The sequence below is a fragment of the Marinobacter sp. R17 genome (assembly GCF_003789045.1).
Lineage (GTDB): Bacteria > Pseudomonadota > Gammaproteobacteria > Pseudomonadales > Oleiphilaceae > Marinobacter_A > Marinobacter_A mangrovi.
Map to the genome: position 1 here is coordinate 23,336 of NZ_RHGZ01000035.1, position 16,016 is coordinate 39,351.

Here is a 16,016-nt window from a genome sequence, read left to right on the forward strand (position 1 = left end):
ACCGCCTCTTCAGGGGCGGTTCTTTTTCTCGACACCCATGAGCGGGCGTCGGCGCTAGCCTTTCTTGTGCCGTTTACGCCCGGACGAGCGGCCTGAGCGCCCACGACGGGGCGCATCGGTGGCCACCCGCACCTGGCCGTCATAGACCCGGGCGGTCGGCCCGTCCATCATAACAGGGGCCCCTTCGCCCTGCCATTCAAGGGACAACGGCCCGCCGCGCAACACCATGCGCACGTTTTCATCCAGCAGGCCCCGAATGCGGCCGGCGACCATGGCGGCGCAGGCACCGCTACCGCAGGCCAGGGTTTCACCGGAGCCGCGTTCGAACACCCGCAGCTTGGCGTTCTGCCGGTCGATCACCTGCAGGAATCCGATGTTGGCCTTCTTGGGGAACGCCGGGTGGGATTCCAGCAGCGGTCCCAGACGCTCTACCGGCGCGGTGTCCACGTTATCCACCAGCAGCACCGCGTGGGGGTTGCCCATGGAAACCACACTCAGTTCCAGCGTTTCGCCGTCCACGTCAAGGCGATAGGTGTCCGCCCGCTCGGCTGCCTCAAACGGCACCTTGGCCGGCTCCAGTTCCGGCACGCCCATGTTGACCAGCACCCAGCCGTCCTTGCCGGCCTTGAGCTCGATCACACCGCCGGCGGTCTGGACGCGGATGACCTTTTTGTTGGTCAGACGCTGATCGCGGACGAAGCGTGCAAAACAGCGGGCGCCGTTGCCGCACTGCTCCACTTCGGAGCCGTCGGCGTTGAAGATCCGGTAGCGGAAGTCCACGTCCGGCATGCCGGGCGGCTCCACCACCAGCAACTGGTCGAAGCCGATGCCGAAATGCCGGTCCGCCAGCTGGCTGATGACATCCGGGCGCAGGCGGAACGGCTGACTGATGGCATCCACCACCATGAAGTCGTTGCCCAGTCCGTGCATCTTGGTAAACGGCAGGCTGGCGCCGCTGCTGCGGCGTCGGTTATCGCTCATCGCCCTACTCCGGCAGACAGGCTTCGAGTCGCATTTGATCCTCCAGGGTCTCGCGCTGGCGAATCACGTGCACCCGGTCGCCATCGACCATCAACTCCGGCGGCCGGTTACGGGAATTGTAGTTGGAACTCATCACGAAACCGTAGGCGCCCGCCGAACGCACCGCCAGCAGGTCGCCTGCAGCCAGGGCCAGACGACGCTCCTTGCCCAGGAAATCGCCGGTTTCGCAGACCGGACCAACCAGATCCCAGGCCTTTTCCTCGACGTCCTCGCGCGGCGTGACCGGCACAATCGCCTGCCAGGCACTGTACAGCGCCGGCCGGATCAGGTCGTTCATGGCCGCATCGATGATGGCGAAGTTGCGGTGACCGGTACACTTGAGGAATTCGACCCGGGTCAGCAGGATGCCGGCATTGGCGGCGATCGAGCGCCCCGGTTCCAGGACGATTTCCAGCGTCCGGTCGCCCAGGCGCTTCTGGACTTCGGCCATGTACTCGCTGGGAGACGGCGGGGTTTCCTGATCGTAGGTGACGCCCAGACCGCCGCCCATATCCAGGTGGCGAATGTGGATGCCGTCTTCGGCCAGCTGGTCGATCAGCGCCAGCACCCGATCCAGGGCATCCATGAACGGCGCGACGGTGGTCAGCTGGGAACCGATGTGGCAGTCGACGCCCACCACATCCAGGTTCGACATGGCCGCAGCCTTGGCATAGATGCGGCGCGCCTCGGCGATATCGATGCCGAACTTGTTCTCTTTCAGGCCGGTGGAAATGTACGGATGGGTACCGGCATCCACGTCCGGATTCACCCGCAGCGAGACCGGGGCCTGCTTGCCCAGCTCACGGGCGACGTCGTTGAGACGGTCCAGCTCGGTCTCGGACTCGACGTTAAAGCAGCGCACGCCCACGTCCAGCGCCCGGCGCATTTCCGACGGCTGTTTGCCCACGCCGGAGAACACCACTTTATCCGGCTGGCCACCGGCCCGCAGGACCCGTTCCAGCTCGCCCACCGAAACAATATCGAAACCGGCACCCAGCCGCGCCAACACGTTCAGGACCGCCAGGTTGCTGTTGGCCTTGACCGCGTAACAGATCAGGTGATCTCGGCCGGCCAGGGATTCGTCATAGGCGCGAAAATGCCGCTCCAGCGTTGCGCGGGAATAGACGTAGGCCGGCGTGCCGAACTGTTCGGCGATCCGGGAGACAGGTACGTCCTCCGCGAAGAGGGTCCCGTCACGGTAATTGAAGTAATCCATGTCGTGTCCTGTAGAGAATGTCGGGAGACCGTTACACCGCCGGCAAGCCGGTTATTGCGCGTCCTTGTCGTCTTTCGACGGGGCCGGCGAGGCCGTCGTGTCCGCCGGTGCAGCCTGGGGATCCTGCGGCAGGTAGAGCGGGCCCTTCTGACCGCAACCGGACAAGAGCAGGATAAGGCTGGTGATGGCCAACAGACGCCTGGGCATGGTGTGATCGCTCCGCTTTAACTGATCGCGCCAGTATACCCACTGGGCTGCAGTGGTGCGAGGATCGTTGGCGCCCGGATCCCTGATGCTCAGATGCTTCCCTGCAGCCCGCGGTTCAGCTCCCGCTCCAGGGCAATCCGGTAAGACAGGTACTGGCTGGTTTGCAGATCCTGCTGATAGGCCTGGGGATCCAGGTCATGGGGCAGGTTGAGATCGGTGATATACACCGGATAGGTCTCGCCGGACTGCCGACGCGACCGAACGTAATGCGCCACGGCCGGGATCAGCTGGTCGCCGTACTCCAGCACGCTGAACTCCTCAGCGCCGCAGAACAGATCGAAACGAACCGGGCTGTCGCCTTCCTGCTGCCCCACCGCCTGCAGCTCGAAGCCCTCCATCGGCAGGTCGTCGGTAACGCCCGGACGGCGCTCGATGACCCACTGGGCGCGCCGCTGGACCAGTTCGGCGCAGGTGACATCCAACTCGCCACCGGCATCAACCAGCGTCCGGCGCAGCTGACGCCGCTCGGCAATGTTCATCAGAAAACGCAGGACGGGCGCCAGCAGGTGACGTCGGCCGGTAAAGCCCTGTTCCCAATAGCTCAGCGAGCCGTGCTCGTCGACGACCCAGACCCGGGCCCGCCGGTCGCGCACCTGGTAGAACAGCTGGATGTTGTCCGGCTGACTGGCCTTACACACCAGATCCAGCGCCGGATCTTCCTCGATCGCATGGCGGTCGAGAACCACGGGCATATACATCGGCTGCGGTTTCTGCAGGTGCTCGAACAACGCCGCACGCGATTCCAGGGCGACGAAGCCAGGCTCACCATCGTGGAACTGCAGCACGAAGTAGCGCCGCTCGATTTCAATCACATAGCGCAGCGGGTGCGGGCCACGCTGGCCGGTAAAAAAGCTTTGCTGGACGTCCTGAAACAGGGTCTGCAGACGCCGTTCAATGGAGCTGGCGTGACCGGCATCATGACAACGTACGGTGATGACCGGCGGTTCGGCCGGCGCCACCACCCGGGCCGCCAGGATGTTCTTCAGGCACTGGATCAGCGTATCGCCCACTTCATAACGGTGAACGCTCACCTCGTGCCAGCTGTTGAGCATGACCTGATCCAGGGTTTGCACCAGGTTCTCGCGACCGCCACTGAATCCCAGCGAATCGTGGCGGCCACTCAGTTTGTGCAGCCCCTTCTCGGTCAGCGTGGCCTGCGGATCCACCGCCACATTGACGAACAGCAGGATGCGTAACGGACGACTGTCCTCCAGCAGAGCCTCCCTTGAGGCTGCCACTTCCGGCACCGGCAGGTCGGTTTGCAGGTCCTCGATCATGCCTCGCAGGCCGCCCAGGCTCAGGTGACTGGACCCGCCGCGCAGGTTCAGTCGGGTCGTCCGGGTCAGCAGGCCGTTGCAGTGGCACCACACCAGCATGTCCACCAGGCTGCCGGAACGGCGGATGACCGGCTGCCAGAAGGCATCGGCAGGATTCTCGAGATCCCGGTACAACAGCCAGCCGCCGACGCCCTCCGCATTGCCGTTCTGGGTCGACTGATGGTGGAACGACAGGTTTTCTTCCGCCAGGCTGGGGGCCAGGTTGGGATTGATCATTTCCACCTTGCCGGCCTTGCGCTGGAACGCCGCATAAAGTTTTCGCCCCAGCAGCCCCATATCCCGGGGCCGGATCGCCGCGCTAATGGCATGGGTGCGCGCCAGACGCGACAGGAACCGATAGCTGTGGGTCAGCTCCGCGACAATCTGGCGCCGCAGCACCTGCACGTCACCGGCTCGCCAGCGGTGCCGGTCGTCGAGCCGGCGCACCTGCCTGGCATCCCAACCCCAGTCGGCCACCATCTCCTGCAACAGCGCGGACTGCCAGCGGCGATCCACCCGCTCCAGCCGGGTCAGCGGTACGCCGGTTTTCAGGTACAGGCTCTGGCGGACCAGCTCCAGCCGGTCCGGGGCCTGCATCCGCGTCAGCCAATCCGCCAGCCGCTCATAGAGCATGACGTAGGGATCGAGCCGATCCGCGTCGGTGTAGCCGGCATACACCCGGGCCTTGAACGCCAGACACAGCGCGCCTGCCGCGCGATCGCGGGCATAGCATTCGATCAGCAGCAGTTTGAGCAATGACTTCCAGGGGGAATCGATGCCCTTGTACAACTGCCAGACCCCGGCGCCGAGGAACTCCGCCTCGGGGATCGCCGGCACGGGCCCGAAATCAAGATACTGGTCCGCCCGGATGAAACGGCATTCGATCAACTGATGCACGAGGGCGTCATAATCGGCCTCTTCCGACGCCGGAATCAGCCACCACAAGGGGAAGCAGCCGGCCAGGTGGATCCCGGTCCGGTAAAATTCGTCCAGTAACAGGAAGTGCTGGGCACTGCCGCAGTTCTCGCCGTTGACCTCGACCCGCTGGCGCCCTTCCCGGAACTCGCCGGCCGCAAAGACGAACACATGCAGTTCCAGGCCCAGGGAATCGGCCCAACGGGACACCGCCTCCGCCTTGGCCTCCAGGCGCCGGATACCCGCCTCACCCAGATCCGGCCGGTGGCACAGCCACACGTCCAGGTCGCTGGCCACCGAATGGCCCAGCGTGCCCGGGCTGCCCATAACGTACAGGCCCTGGATGTCCGGCCGGCGCCGACCGGTGGAGCGCATGCGGAAGGTTCGGGCCAGGCGCTGTGCCGCTGCCAGTTCCTCGTCGTCCGGCTGGTAATGGGAGACGCCGTAGGGGCAGGCATGATCGAGGTAGCCGGGCAGCGAGGGATGATTCAGGTGGAAAATCAGCGGCAGCAAGTCAAGCACCACCTGCTGGCGTGTGGCCAGGGCCTCCCGGGCCCGCTGCCGGCGGACGCGGTTTACACCGAGGAATCGGTCGCAGAGCCGGCGCAGGGTCTTGCGGTCGATCCCGTCGGCAAAATCGAGCTGGATGGCATTGGCTGGTGTCACGCGCGTCAGGTATCCGGATTGTCAGGGCCGCACGTTCATTCTGTGGAACGTGTCTCAAACCGCCATTATCGATATGATGTGTGTCGGCTTTCAAACCACAATAACAAAACCCGTATCGGGTTGAACGTGACTCTTTCGAGTAACCGGACACGACCGTGAAGGAATTCCTCATCAGCCGCCATCGTCGCGACAGCGCTCCCGGCGCCGAACGACGCACGCTGGTCCGCGTCGACGACAACGGCATCATTACCTTTGCCGATGCCCAGGCCGATGCGGTGCTAGGCTATGATCCCCAGGAACTGGCCGGGCGCAAGCTGGCCAGCCTGGCGGCAACGCGTCAGGACGATCCGCTCGCCCCGGCTCACCATGAGCAGCTCGAGCGCGGCGATCCGATCCTTCTCACCCTGCGTCACCGAGAGGGCTTTTTCTTCACCGCCCGCTTTTCCATCCGGGTGGACGTCGCCGACGTGGACCAGCCGGCCACCGCCGCCATCACACCGCGCGGCCAGGAGCCCCTGGACCCACGACTGTTGCAGATGACCGAAGCCTCCGGCCAGCTGGGCCTCTGGCAACTGGATACCCGCAGCAACCGCATGACCTGGTCCGACGGTCTCTACCGATTGTTCGACCTGCGCCCGGGCAGTGATATTTCGCCCGAGCACGCCCTGTTCTATTTCCAGGAGCATCAACAGCGGGTGCGCGCCCTGTTCCGGCGCTGTGTGCGCTCAGGCGCCTCATTCACCCGCGACCTGCACATCCTGACCGACAAACAACGGTTACGCCCGGTACGCCTCAGCGGGCGGGCGCTCAAGACCGGCGACAAGATCACCGCCGTCGCCGGCACCCTCGTCGATCTGTCGGAACGCCTCAATCAGCGGGAAGCCCGTCGCGAAGTGGAGCAACTGCTGCAGGGCCTATTGGCCGCCAGCGACGACCTGATCCTGGCGGTCGATCCCAATCTCCACGTGCTGGCGCTCAACCAACCCATGGCCAGCCAGTTCGAGAGCACTTTTGGCCGGCGCCCCCGGATTGGCGACAACCTGTGCCAACTGCTGCAGGACTACCCCAACGAGCGACGCCTGAACCAGCGCCTGTGGGAAAAGGCGCTGGAGCGGGACCATTTCACCGTGGAGATGCCGCTGGCCCAGCAGGAACAGGAGCTGCCGGTCTACGAATTTCGCTTCCAGCGACTGCGGGACGCCCAGGGGCACACGCTGGGTGCGGTCCACGTGGGGCGCGACATCAGTTACCGTCTGCGCACCCGGGACAACCTCAACTACCTGAGCCAGCACGATCCCATGACCGGGCTGCTCAACCGTCGTGAACTGTTGCGCCGCCTGCAACGGGCCATCGACCAGACCACTGGTGACAGCCCGGGCCACGCGCTGTTGTTCCTGGACCTGGATCACGTCACCCGCTTCAACGATGCCGCCGGCGCCGGGGCCTGCGACCGGTACCTGCGCGAGCTGGCCGGTATGCTCGGCACCCGCATCCGCCATCGGGATGCGCTGGCCCGGGTCTCGGCCGACAAGTTTGCGCTGATCCTGGACCGCTGCGCCGAACCGGAAGCGCGCAAAGTGGCCCGTAATCTCTGCGATCACATCGGCGAGTTCGTCTTCGAGTGGCAGGGCCAGCCCCTGCAAACCACCGCCAGCGGCGGCCTGGTGCCGTTCGCCCGCGGCCAGGCGCCGACCCGCGCCGAAGAACTGCTGACCCTGGCGGCGGATTTGTGCCAGACCGCCAAGAATGCCGGGCGCAACCGCATCCACGTGCACCGCGACCACGGCGCCAACATGCTGGAAAGCGAGGCCCAGAAGCTGCTGGCACGGCTGCAGGCGTGCGTCCGCGAAGACCGGATCGCGCTGATGTACCAGTCACTGCGACCGGTCACCAGCGCCACCTGGGGTGAGCATGTGGAGATACTCGCCCGGCTGGAATACGGCGACGGCGACCAGGGATTCTGGCTGCCCAACGATTTCCTGCCGGTGGCGGAACGCTTCGACCTGGCCAGGGACATCGACCGCCGGGTAATCCGCAAGACCCTGTCCTGGCTACGCCAGCATGCCCTGCTGGAACCGCGTTTGAAGTTGTGCAGCTTCAACCTGTCACTGGCCAGCGTACTGGATGAGGAGTTCCCGGCCTTCATCGCCGAACAGGTGCGAACGTCCAATTTCCCGGCCGAGCGCTTCTGTTTCGAGATTCGGGAGAGCGACGCCACCGGCTATCCGGACGAGGCGTCCGTGTTCTGCGACGCGATCCATGACGTGGGTTGCCGGGTGGCCCTGGACGGCGCCGGGGCGTCGGTGGAGAGTTACGCGCTGGCCGCGCGCCTGCCGGTGGACGTGATCAAGCTCGACCGCAGCCTGATGAAAGATCTGGGCGACGACCCGGTCCAGCAGGTGATGGTGGAAGCGCTGCACCGGATTGCGGAAACCGCGGGCAAGATCACCGTCGCCACCTTCATCGAGAGCGACGAGACCCTGCGCCAGGTGCGCAGGCTCGGCATTCACTTCGGGCAGGGTTTCCGAATCACGGCGCCGTGCCCGATTCAGGATCTGGCCCCGGCCGCCGTCGATCTCAGCGTGGGGCGAATCGGGACGACCTGATTCAGGCCGTCCCTCGAACACGTCGTTACTCAGCCATGGCCTTGCGCGCCCGGGCTACGGCCGCGCGCACCTGCGTCGGTGCGGTGCCGCCGAGGTGATCACGAGCCTGGACGGAGCCTTCCAGCGTCAGCACGTCGAACACGTCCTCACCGATAACATCGGAAAAGTGCGACAGCTCCTCCAGGGTCATGTCGGACAGGTCGCGTTCTTCGGCCACGCCAAACGCCACGGCCTTGCCGACGATCTCGTGCGCATCCCGGAACGCCACGCCTTTCTTCACCAGGTAATCCGCCAGATCGGTGGCGGTGGAGAAACCGCGCTTGGCCGCCACACGCATGTTCCCGGCCTTGGCCTCGATCGCCGGCACCATGTCGGCGTAGGCCTTGAGGCAGCCCTTAACCGTGTCGACCATGTCGAACAGCGGTTCCTTGTCTTCCTGATTGTCCTTGTTGTAGGCCAGCGGCTGACCTTTCATCAGGGTCAGCAGGCTGATCAAGTGGCCGTTGACCCGACCGGTTTTGCCGCGCACCAGTTCCGGCACGTCCGGATTCTTCTTCTGCGGCATGATGGACGACCCGGTGCAGAAACGGTCCGGCAGGTCGATGAAATCGAACTGGGCGGAGGTCCATAGCACCAGTTCCTCACTGAAACGGGACAGGTGTGTCATCAGCAGGGCTGCAAAGCTGCCGAACTCAATGGCGAAATCCCGGTCGCTGACCGAGTCGAGGGAATTTTCGGTGGGTCGATCGAAGCCCAGCAGTTCGGCGGTGTAAGCGCGGTCGATCGGATAGGTGGTCCCCGCCAGCGCGGCCGCACCCAGCGGCATGATGTTGACCCGCTTGCGGCAGTCCAGCAGGCGCTCGGTATCCCGGGCCAGCATCTCGTACCAGGCCAGCAGGTGGTGGCCAAAAGTGACCGGTTGAGCTGTTTGCAGGTGGGTGAAGCCGGGCATGATGGTGTCGGCTTCGCGCTCGGCCAAATCCAGCAGGCCCGTGCGCAGGCGCACCAGTTCCTCGCGGATCACGTCGATCTCGTCGCGCAGGTACAGACGGATGTCGGTGGCCACCTGGTCGTTCCGGCTGCGACCGGTGTGGAGCTTCTTGCCGGTGATGCCGATGCGATCCGTCAGCGCCTTTTCGACGTTCATATGCACGTCTTCCAGGCTGACCGACCACTGGAATGTGCCGGCCTCGATGTCCGCCTTGACGGCCTGGAGGCCTTCGATGATCTGGTCGCGCTCGTCCTCCGTCAGCACACCGACCCTGGCCAGCATGGTGGCGTGAGCGATTGAGCCAGTAATATCATGATGATATAAGCGCTGATCAAACCCGACAGAGGCGGTGAAACGCTCGACGAAAGCATCGGTCGGCTCGCTGAAGCGGCCACCCCAGGGTTTCTCGGAAGACGTGTTCTGGTCGGTCATGGGCTATCTTTCCTGCTGACTGGATTTGCGGCGCCATCTCGCGCATCGGGCGGGATTGTACCATTCCCGGGCGCGCCTCTGTATAAAGAGGCCACCCGGGTTCGAACAAACCACATGGCCACTGACGTCCCGCGCGCAGGCCTCAATCACAGGACACCGAATGCCACCGGCCCCACCTAAAAACCACAACGACGGCGAACTGGCCGGCAACGACTTTTTCGTCCCGGATCTGTGTCGGGTTCGCGCCGTGTTTTTGCTGGTCATGACCAGCGAACTGATCGTCCTGCTCATGTCGATCCTGCACGCCACCCACGGCTGGATCGACTGGCATTATTTCGGCCTGGTCTCGCTGTTCGTCCAGTGGACCGTGCTGACCAGCAGCGCCCTGATCTGCAGCCTGCGTCGCTGGCTGCAGCATTTTCGCACGCCGCAGGTGGTGCTGATCATTTCCGCCGTGGTCCTGCTGGACGTGGCTGCCTTTACCTTCGCCGCCGACGGCATCCTCAGCGCCGAAACCCTGCCGCTGCCCAGCCACATGCTGGGGCGCAACCTGCTGGCGGCGCTGATCATCACGCTGATGGTGCTGCGCTATTTCTATCTCCAGAATCAGTGGCAGCAGCAGAAACAGGCGGAGATGCAATCCCGGATGGCGGCGCTGCAGGCCCGTATCCACCCGCATTTCCTGTTCAACAGCATGAACACCATCGCCAGCCTCATCGCCACCCGTCCGACCCAGGCCGAGGACGCGGTACTGGATCTCTCCGAGCTCTTCCGGGCCAGCCTGCGTACCCAGGACCGGCTGATCCCGTTAGGCGAAGAGCTGACCCTGTCGCAGCGCTACCTGGCCATCGAAGGCCTGCGTCTGGGAGAGCGCCTGACCGTGGACTGGGACCTGGACGACGAACTGGCCCGACAGGCCATACCGCCACTGACCCTCCAGCCGCTGGTGGAAAATGCGATCTATCACGGCATCCAGCCGCGCCCCGAAGGCGGCACGGTGCGCATCCACACCTATCGCAAGCGGCATTCGGTCTATATTGAGGTGCAGAATCCGGAACGGCCGAGCGATTCCGATCAGGCCCGTCACCGGGGTAACCAGGTGGCCCTGGCCAACATTCGCGCCCGACTGGATGCCCTGTTCGACGAGCAGGCCGTACTCAAGCACAGCGTGCACGACGGCCGCTACACGGTGACCTTGCGGTTGCCGTGGCGTACCATCAGCAACGAACCGCAACCGGGCTGAAGGAACCCCGCATGGCACAACGCATTCTGATCGCCGACGACGAGCCCCTGGCCAGGGAGCGGCTGCAACGCCTGGTCAACGACCTGCCGGAGTACGAAGTCTGCGCCGAAGCCTCGGACGGCGACGATGTGCTGCGCCAGATCGCCAGCGCCGCGCCCGACATCATCCTGCTGGACATCCGCATGCCCGGCCTCGACGGTCTGGCGGTGGCTGAAAAGATCAACGCCCTGACCAACCCGCCGGCGATCATCTTCTGCACCGCTTACGACCAGTACGCCATCAACGCCTTCGAGGTGCAGGCGGTGGCCTATCTGCTCAAACCGGTACGTCGCGAAAACCTGGGTGACGCCCTCGCCCGCGCCGGCCGGGTCAACCGGGTCCAACTGCAGGCGCTGCAAGCCGCCAACGAGTCCGATCCCGGGCAACTCGCGGTGCGCACCCATCGCGGCACCGAACTCATTGATATCGCCAGCATCCGCTTCTGCGAGGCGGACCAGAAGTGCGTCACCATCCACCACGGCCAGGGCGAAACGGTCACCGATTACACCCTAAAGGAGCTGGAACACAGCTACCCGGACACCCTGTTGCGCGTCCATCGCCACACCCTGGTGGGTCGGCGCCACATCGCCGCCATGACCCGCTCCCCGGAGGGTCAGTACCTGATCCGCCTCAAGAACCACGAGGCGCGCCTGCAGGTGAGCCGGCGGCATGCCAGCTCGGTACGGGAGGCCCTGCACCGGCAGGAGCGTTCATAGAGCGGACGCAACGCCCCTGATACGACCATGGAAGGAAGCGCAAGCTCGCGACTTTTGGCGCCATTCACGTTAGGCTAGGGCCTTCCACAGACCGGATATCCGATTGTATTTCCATGACAGAACGTACCCTGCGCATTGCAACCCGTAACAGCGCCCTCGCCCTCTGGCAGGCGGAATTCATCAAGGCCGAGCTGGAGCGCCTGCACCCCCACGTCAAGGTGGAACTGCTGGGCATCAAGACCCAGGGGGACAAGATCCTCGACGTGCCGCTGGCCAAGATCGGCGGCAAGGCACTGTTCGTCAAGGAACTGGAAGAAGCCATGCTGGATGGCCGCGCCGACCTGGCGGTCCATTCCATGAAAGATGTGCCCATGGAATTCCCCGAAGGCCTGGGGCTGGTCGCCATCTGCGAGCGTGGTGACCCCACGGATGCGTTTGTCAGCAATCACTTTGAGAATGTCGATGCCCTGCCCCAGGGCGCCATCGTCGGCACCTCCAGCATGCGCCGGGAAGCCCAGCTACGGGCTTATCGCCCTGACCTGGAAATCCGCACCCTGCGCGGCAATGTCAACACCCGACTGGCCAAGCTGGACGCCGGTGACTACGACGCCATCGTGCTGGCCAGCTCCGGCCTCAAGCGCCTCGGCTTCGACGAGCGCATCCGCTACTGCATTCCCGACACCATTTCCCTGCCGGCGGTCGGCCAGGGTGCCCTCGGCATCGAGTGCCGGCTGGACGACCAGGAGCTGGTGGATCTGCTGCGCCCGTTGAACCATATCGATTCAGCCGATCGGGTCCACGCCGAGCGGGCCCTGAACAAGCGCCTGGAAGGCGGCTGCCAGGTGCCCATAGCCGCCTACGCGCTGCTGGAAGATCAGGACACCGTCTGGCTGCGGGGCCTGGTGTCGTCGGTCAACGGTCAGGAAGTCTACCGGGTGGAAGGCCGCGCGCCGCGCGATCAAGGCGAGCGCCTGGGCCGTGAACTGGCCGAGGATCTGCTGCGGATGGGCGCCGACCGGATTCTGGCGGAGATCTATGGCTACAAGGTCGAATGATCGCCCGCTGACCGGCCGACGCATCCTCATCTGCCGGCCGCAACCGGACGCGGATCGGCTGGCCGAACGCCTGCAGGCCGAGGGCGCGCAGACCCACTGCCTGCCGCTGCTGGAGCGCCGGCCGCTGCCGGAGAGCCCGGAGCGTCGCACCCGGTTTCAGGAGCTGGATCTCTATCAACATGTCATTGCGGTCAGCCCCGGTGCCGCGCGCCTGTTCGTGGAGCAGGCCGAGGACTGGTGGCCGCAGTGGCCAGTGGGTCTACACTGGTATGGAGTGGGAAGCGGCACAGCCGAGGTGCTGGAACAGGCCGGACTGACGGTCACCATTCCACCGCACGGTTTCACCAGCGAACACCTGCTGGCCCTCGACACGCTGCGCCAGCCCACCGGCGAACGCATCCTGATCGCCAAGGGTCGTGGCGGCCGGGAGCTGCTGGGCCAGACCCTGGCCGAACGGGGCGCGCGGGTCGACAACCTGGAGCTTTACGAACGGGTCTGCCCCGACTATGAAGCGGCCACCATCACGTCGGCGCTCAACGATTTTGATCCGGATGCCGTGATTGTGCTGTCCGGGGAAACATTGAACAATCTCATCGCGCTGGGTGAGAATACAGACAACGCCCTCAAGCGCCGCACACTGCTGGTCCCGGTGGACCGCGTGGCACAAACGGCACGGGAACGGGGTTTTGAGCGTGTGTTTATTCCGGAACAGCTGACGCCCGAAGGCCTGATTGAATGCCTCGGACACCTGGACTGAAGGCAGCCGCCCCGGAGCCAGTGGACTACCCATAATCGAGTAAGGACGCCTGTGACTGACTCTACGACTAACCTGCCGGCCCCGGTCAATTCGACCCCACAGCAACCCCGCCGCCTCTGGCCGCTCTGGCTGATTGCCGTGATTGCACTGATCGCCGTCATCGGACTGGGCCTATGGAGCTGGCACCTGTGGCAGCAGCAACAGGCCTTGCAGCAATCCCTGAACTACCTGGACGCCACCACCGAGCGCCTGGACCGGGATTACAGCCAGTCCGGCGGCCAGCTGCGCGAGCGCATCCAGTCGCTGCAGGGCGATGTGACGGATCAGGCCAAACTGATCAGTGACATGCGCCGGCAGATCGACCACAACGCCCGCACCCTGTTGGAAGCCGGCAATCGCACCCGCACCGACTGGCTCCTGGCCGAAGCAGAATACCTGCTGCGCATTGCCAACCAGCGCCTGCAGGTGGAAAAGGACTACCGCGGCGCGCTGTCTGCCCTCAAGGCGGCGGATGACGTGCTGGAGAAAACCGACGATCCCGGCAGCTACCCGGTCCGCAAACAGGTGGCCCAGGAAATCCTCTCCCTCAAGAGCGTGGCGGGCGTCGACAAGACCGGCCTCTATCTCCAATTGGAAGCGGCCATCGATTCCATCGGCAAGCTGAGCGACAGCGCCCTGGCCATGGACGCCAGCGCCGACTACACCCAGACGATGTCGCAGGATCCCGACAAGACCGACGAGCGCGGCGCTCTTGCCAAAGGTTGGGCCCAGATCAAGGGTACTCTGAGCGAAGCCATCGCCATCCGCCGCCTGGACGAGCCGGTCAAGCCCCTGCTGTCGCCGGACCAGAGCGCCTACGTACGCCTGAACATGCGCCTGATGCTGGAAGAGGCCCAGCTCGCCGTCCTACGGGGCAACCAGACGCTCTACAACCAGGCCCTGAAGAAGGCCACCGATTGGCTGAACACCTGGTACGACGGCAGCCACAGCAAGGTCGTCGGGCTGCGTGACACGCTGGGCGAACTGTCGGGCAAGGACATCAACCCGGAACTGCCGGACATCAGCCAGTCCCTGACGCTGCTCAAGGCCCGCCTGGAAGGGCGTCTGAACGCCACTAGCGGCGAGACCAAGCCGGCCGACAACGAGAAATCCGACGGTGCCCCGACCGGGGATAAGGCGGGCGACGCGTCATGAGGAAAGTCTTCATCCTGCTGCTGGCCGCGCTGCTGATCGGCGCGTTGCTCAGCCTCGGCCTGCAATACGACAGCGGCTATATCCGCATCAGCTTGGGCAACTACCTGATCGAGACCAATTTCTGGATTGGCGTGCTGCTGATCCTGGTGATCACGCTCATTATCCAGATGATCCTGGTCACCGCCCGCCGCCTGCGCAGCGGCTCCGGCCTGGTCAGCACCTGGCTCAACCAGAGTGCCGAACGCCGCGCCCGGCGTCGGACCACGCAAGGGCTCCTGGCTCTGGCCGAAGGCAACTGGCCGCGCGGTCGCAAACTGTTGGAGGCCTCGGCCGGCAAGGCGGACACGCCGCTGATCAACTATCTGGCCGCCGCCCAGTGTGCCTTTGAATGCGACGATCACGACGCCGTCGATGATTTGCTGCGTAAGGCCTTCGAGAGCACGCCGGGCTCGGATCTCGCCGTCGGCATCACCCAGGCCCAGTTGCAGATTGCCGGCCAGCGTTACGAACAGGCTCTGGCCACGCTGATCCGGTTGCGCAAGCAGGCGCCACACCACCCATTCGTTCTGAAACTGCTGCGTACGGTGTATGAGGCCCTGGAAGACTGGAAGGAGCTGTCCGCGCTGATTCCAGAGCTGCGCAAACGGGATCTGGCCGACGCGGAAGAATTGCAAACCCTGGAGCGCAAGGCCTGGCACAACCTGTTGCACCGGGCGGCCGATGACATTCGCCGCCAGAGCCGGGAGCCGCGCGACCTGAGCCCGTTGATCCAGCTCTGGGACGAACTGCCCGGTTCCATGCGCCGCGACGAGTTCACGATCCACGAGTATGCCCGCAACCTTGCCCTGCTGGGCGACGAGGCCCAGGCGGAAACCCTGCTGCGCAAGGTCTTGCGCAATCACTGGAGCGACGAGCTGGTCAACCTGTATGGCCGCATCGAAGGCGAAAAGCCGGACGAGCAACTGCTGGCCGCCGAACGCTGGCTCCAGGACCGCCCGAACAACCCGGAATTGCTGCTGGCGCTGGGTCGCCTGAGCCTGCGTAACGAGCTGTGGGGGAAAGCGCGGGAATACTTCGAGACCAGCCTGCGTCTCAAGCGCAACACCGAGACCATCGCCGAACTGGCCCGTCTGAATGCCCATATGGGGCATGAGGAAGAGAGCAACCAGATGCTGCTGCAAAGCATGCTGAAGGACAGCGGTCTGCCCAACCTGCCGATGCCCAAGGCGTGAAAAGCTCCAGGGCGACTTGAGCGTGTAGCCGATGCTTTAGAGGGTGTTGCAAAAGCTTTCGGGTAAAAGCCTCTCTCCCCTGGCGGGAGAGAGGTTTGGAGAGAGGGGGGTCGAGGCGAAAGCCTCGCCGGACGTAATCGCCTGCTATAGAAGGGCGCCTGGCGGCGCCTCCCCCTCTCCCCGGCCCTCTCCCTCGAGGGGAGAGGGAGTGTGTGCAACCGGAACATGGGTAACACTTTGAACCGGCAACATGGGTTACACCTCTTCCCCCGCGTGCCACCGGCATGCGGGCTCCAGTCGCGCGGTTTTAAGGTTGATGTGACCCAGCAGATGGGTGCTGTATCGCACCTC

12 protein-coding genes are annotated in these 16,016 nt (G+C 64.5%); 7 read left to right on the forward strand and 5 right to left on the reverse strand.

Annotated elements, in window-relative coordinates; translation table 11 throughout:
• Positions 1 to 54: 54 nt before the first annotated feature.
• From dapF to EB809_RS19060, 4 genes are all read right to left on the reverse strand, one after another.
• Complete coding sequence (dapF, locus tag EB809_RS19045; protein WP_123636431.1) at positions 55 to 981, reverse strand: diaminopimelate epimerase; 927 nt, start codon at positions 979 to 981, stop codon at positions 55 to 57.
• 4 nt (positions 982 to 985) lie between these two features.
• Positions 986 to 2,236, reverse strand: coding sequence for a diaminopimelate decarboxylase (lysA, locus tag EB809_RS19050; RefSeq protein WP_123636432.1), 1,251 nt, complete (start codon positions 2,234 to 2,236; stop codon positions 986 to 988).
• 51 nt (positions 2,237 to 2,287) lie between these two features.
• Positions 2,288 to 2,443 (reverse strand): LPS translocon maturation chaperone LptM, encoded by a 156-nt coding sequence (lptM, locus tag EB809_RS19055; protein WP_123636433.1) that lies wholly within the window; start codon positions 2,441 to 2,443, stop codon positions 2,288 to 2,290.
• An 89-nt stretch (positions 2,444 to 2,532) separates the two neighbouring features.
• Positions 2,533 to 5,400: a class I adenylate cyclase gene (locus EB809_RS19060; RefSeq protein ID WP_123636434.1), complete on the reverse strand. Its 2,868-nt coding sequence runs from the start codon at positions 5,398 to 5,400 to the stop codon at positions 2,533 to 2,535.
• Between the two features lie 155 nt (positions 5,401 to 5,555).
• Between EB809_RS19060 and EB809_RS19065 the strand changes: the two genes are divergently transcribed.
• Entirely contained in the window at positions 5,556 to 8,006 is a 2,451-nt protein-coding gene (locus EB809_RS19065; RefSeq protein WP_123636435.1) for an EAL domain-containing protein, read from the forward strand.
• Positions 8,007 to 8,031: 25 nt separating this feature from the next.
• On the opposite strand, the gene argH is transcribed toward EB809_RS19065, so the two are convergent.
• The gene (gene argH / locus EB809_RS19070; RefSeq protein WP_123636436.1) at positions 8,032 to 9,429 is read right to left on the reverse strand and encodes an argininosuccinate lyase; all 1,398 of its coding nucleotides are present in this window, start codon (positions 9,427 to 9,429) and stop codon (positions 8,032 to 8,034) included.
• 160 nt (positions 9,430 to 9,589) lie between these two features.
• Between argH and EB809_RS19075 the strand changes: the two genes are divergently transcribed.
• The 6 genes from EB809_RS19075 to EB809_RS19100 all read left to right on the forward strand — a co-directional run bounded on the left by EB809_RS19075 (position 9,590) and on the right by EB809_RS19100 (position 15,665).
• A complete protein-coding gene (locus EB809_RS19075) occupies positions 9,590 to 10,672 on the forward strand; it encodes a sensor histidine kinase (protein WP_190294975.1) in 1,083 nt (360 codons plus the stop codon).
• Positions 10,673 to 10,683: 11 nt separating this feature from the next.
• On the forward strand, positions 10,684 to 11,427 hold the full coding sequence (locus EB809_RS19080; protein ID WP_123636437.1) for a LytR/AlgR family response regulator transcription factor: 744 nt from the start codon (positions 10,684 to 10,686) through the stop codon (positions 11,425 to 11,427).
• A gap of 113 nt (positions 11,428 to 11,540) precedes the next feature.
• A complete protein-coding gene (hemC, locus tag EB809_RS19085) occupies positions 11,541 to 12,482 on the forward strand; it encodes a hydroxymethylbilane synthase (RefSeq protein WP_123636438.1) in 942 nt (313 codons plus the stop codon).
• Entirely contained in the window at positions 12,463 to 13,239 is a 777-nt protein-coding gene (locus EB809_RS19090; RefSeq protein ID WP_123636439.1) for a uroporphyrinogen-III synthase, read from the forward strand. The genes hemC and EB809_RS19090 overlap by 20 nt, the downstream gene beginning before the upstream one ends.
• A 51-nt stretch (positions 13,240 to 13,290) precedes the next feature.
• Positions 13,291 to 14,433 carry a uroporphyrinogen-III C-methyltransferase gene (locus EB809_RS19095; protein WP_123636440.1) on the forward strand — a complete coding sequence of 381 codons (1,143 nt, stop codon included), beginning with the start codon at positions 13,291 to 13,293 and terminating at the stop codon, positions 14,431 to 14,433.
• Positions 14,430 to 15,665: a heme biosynthesis HemY N-terminal domain-containing protein gene (locus EB809_RS19100; RefSeq protein WP_123636441.1), complete on the forward strand. Its 1,236-nt coding sequence runs from the start codon at positions 14,430 to 14,432 to the stop codon at positions 15,663 to 15,665. The genes EB809_RS19095 and EB809_RS19100 overlap by 4 nt, the downstream gene beginning before the upstream one ends.
• Positions 15,666 to 16,016: the final 351 nt, after the last annotated feature.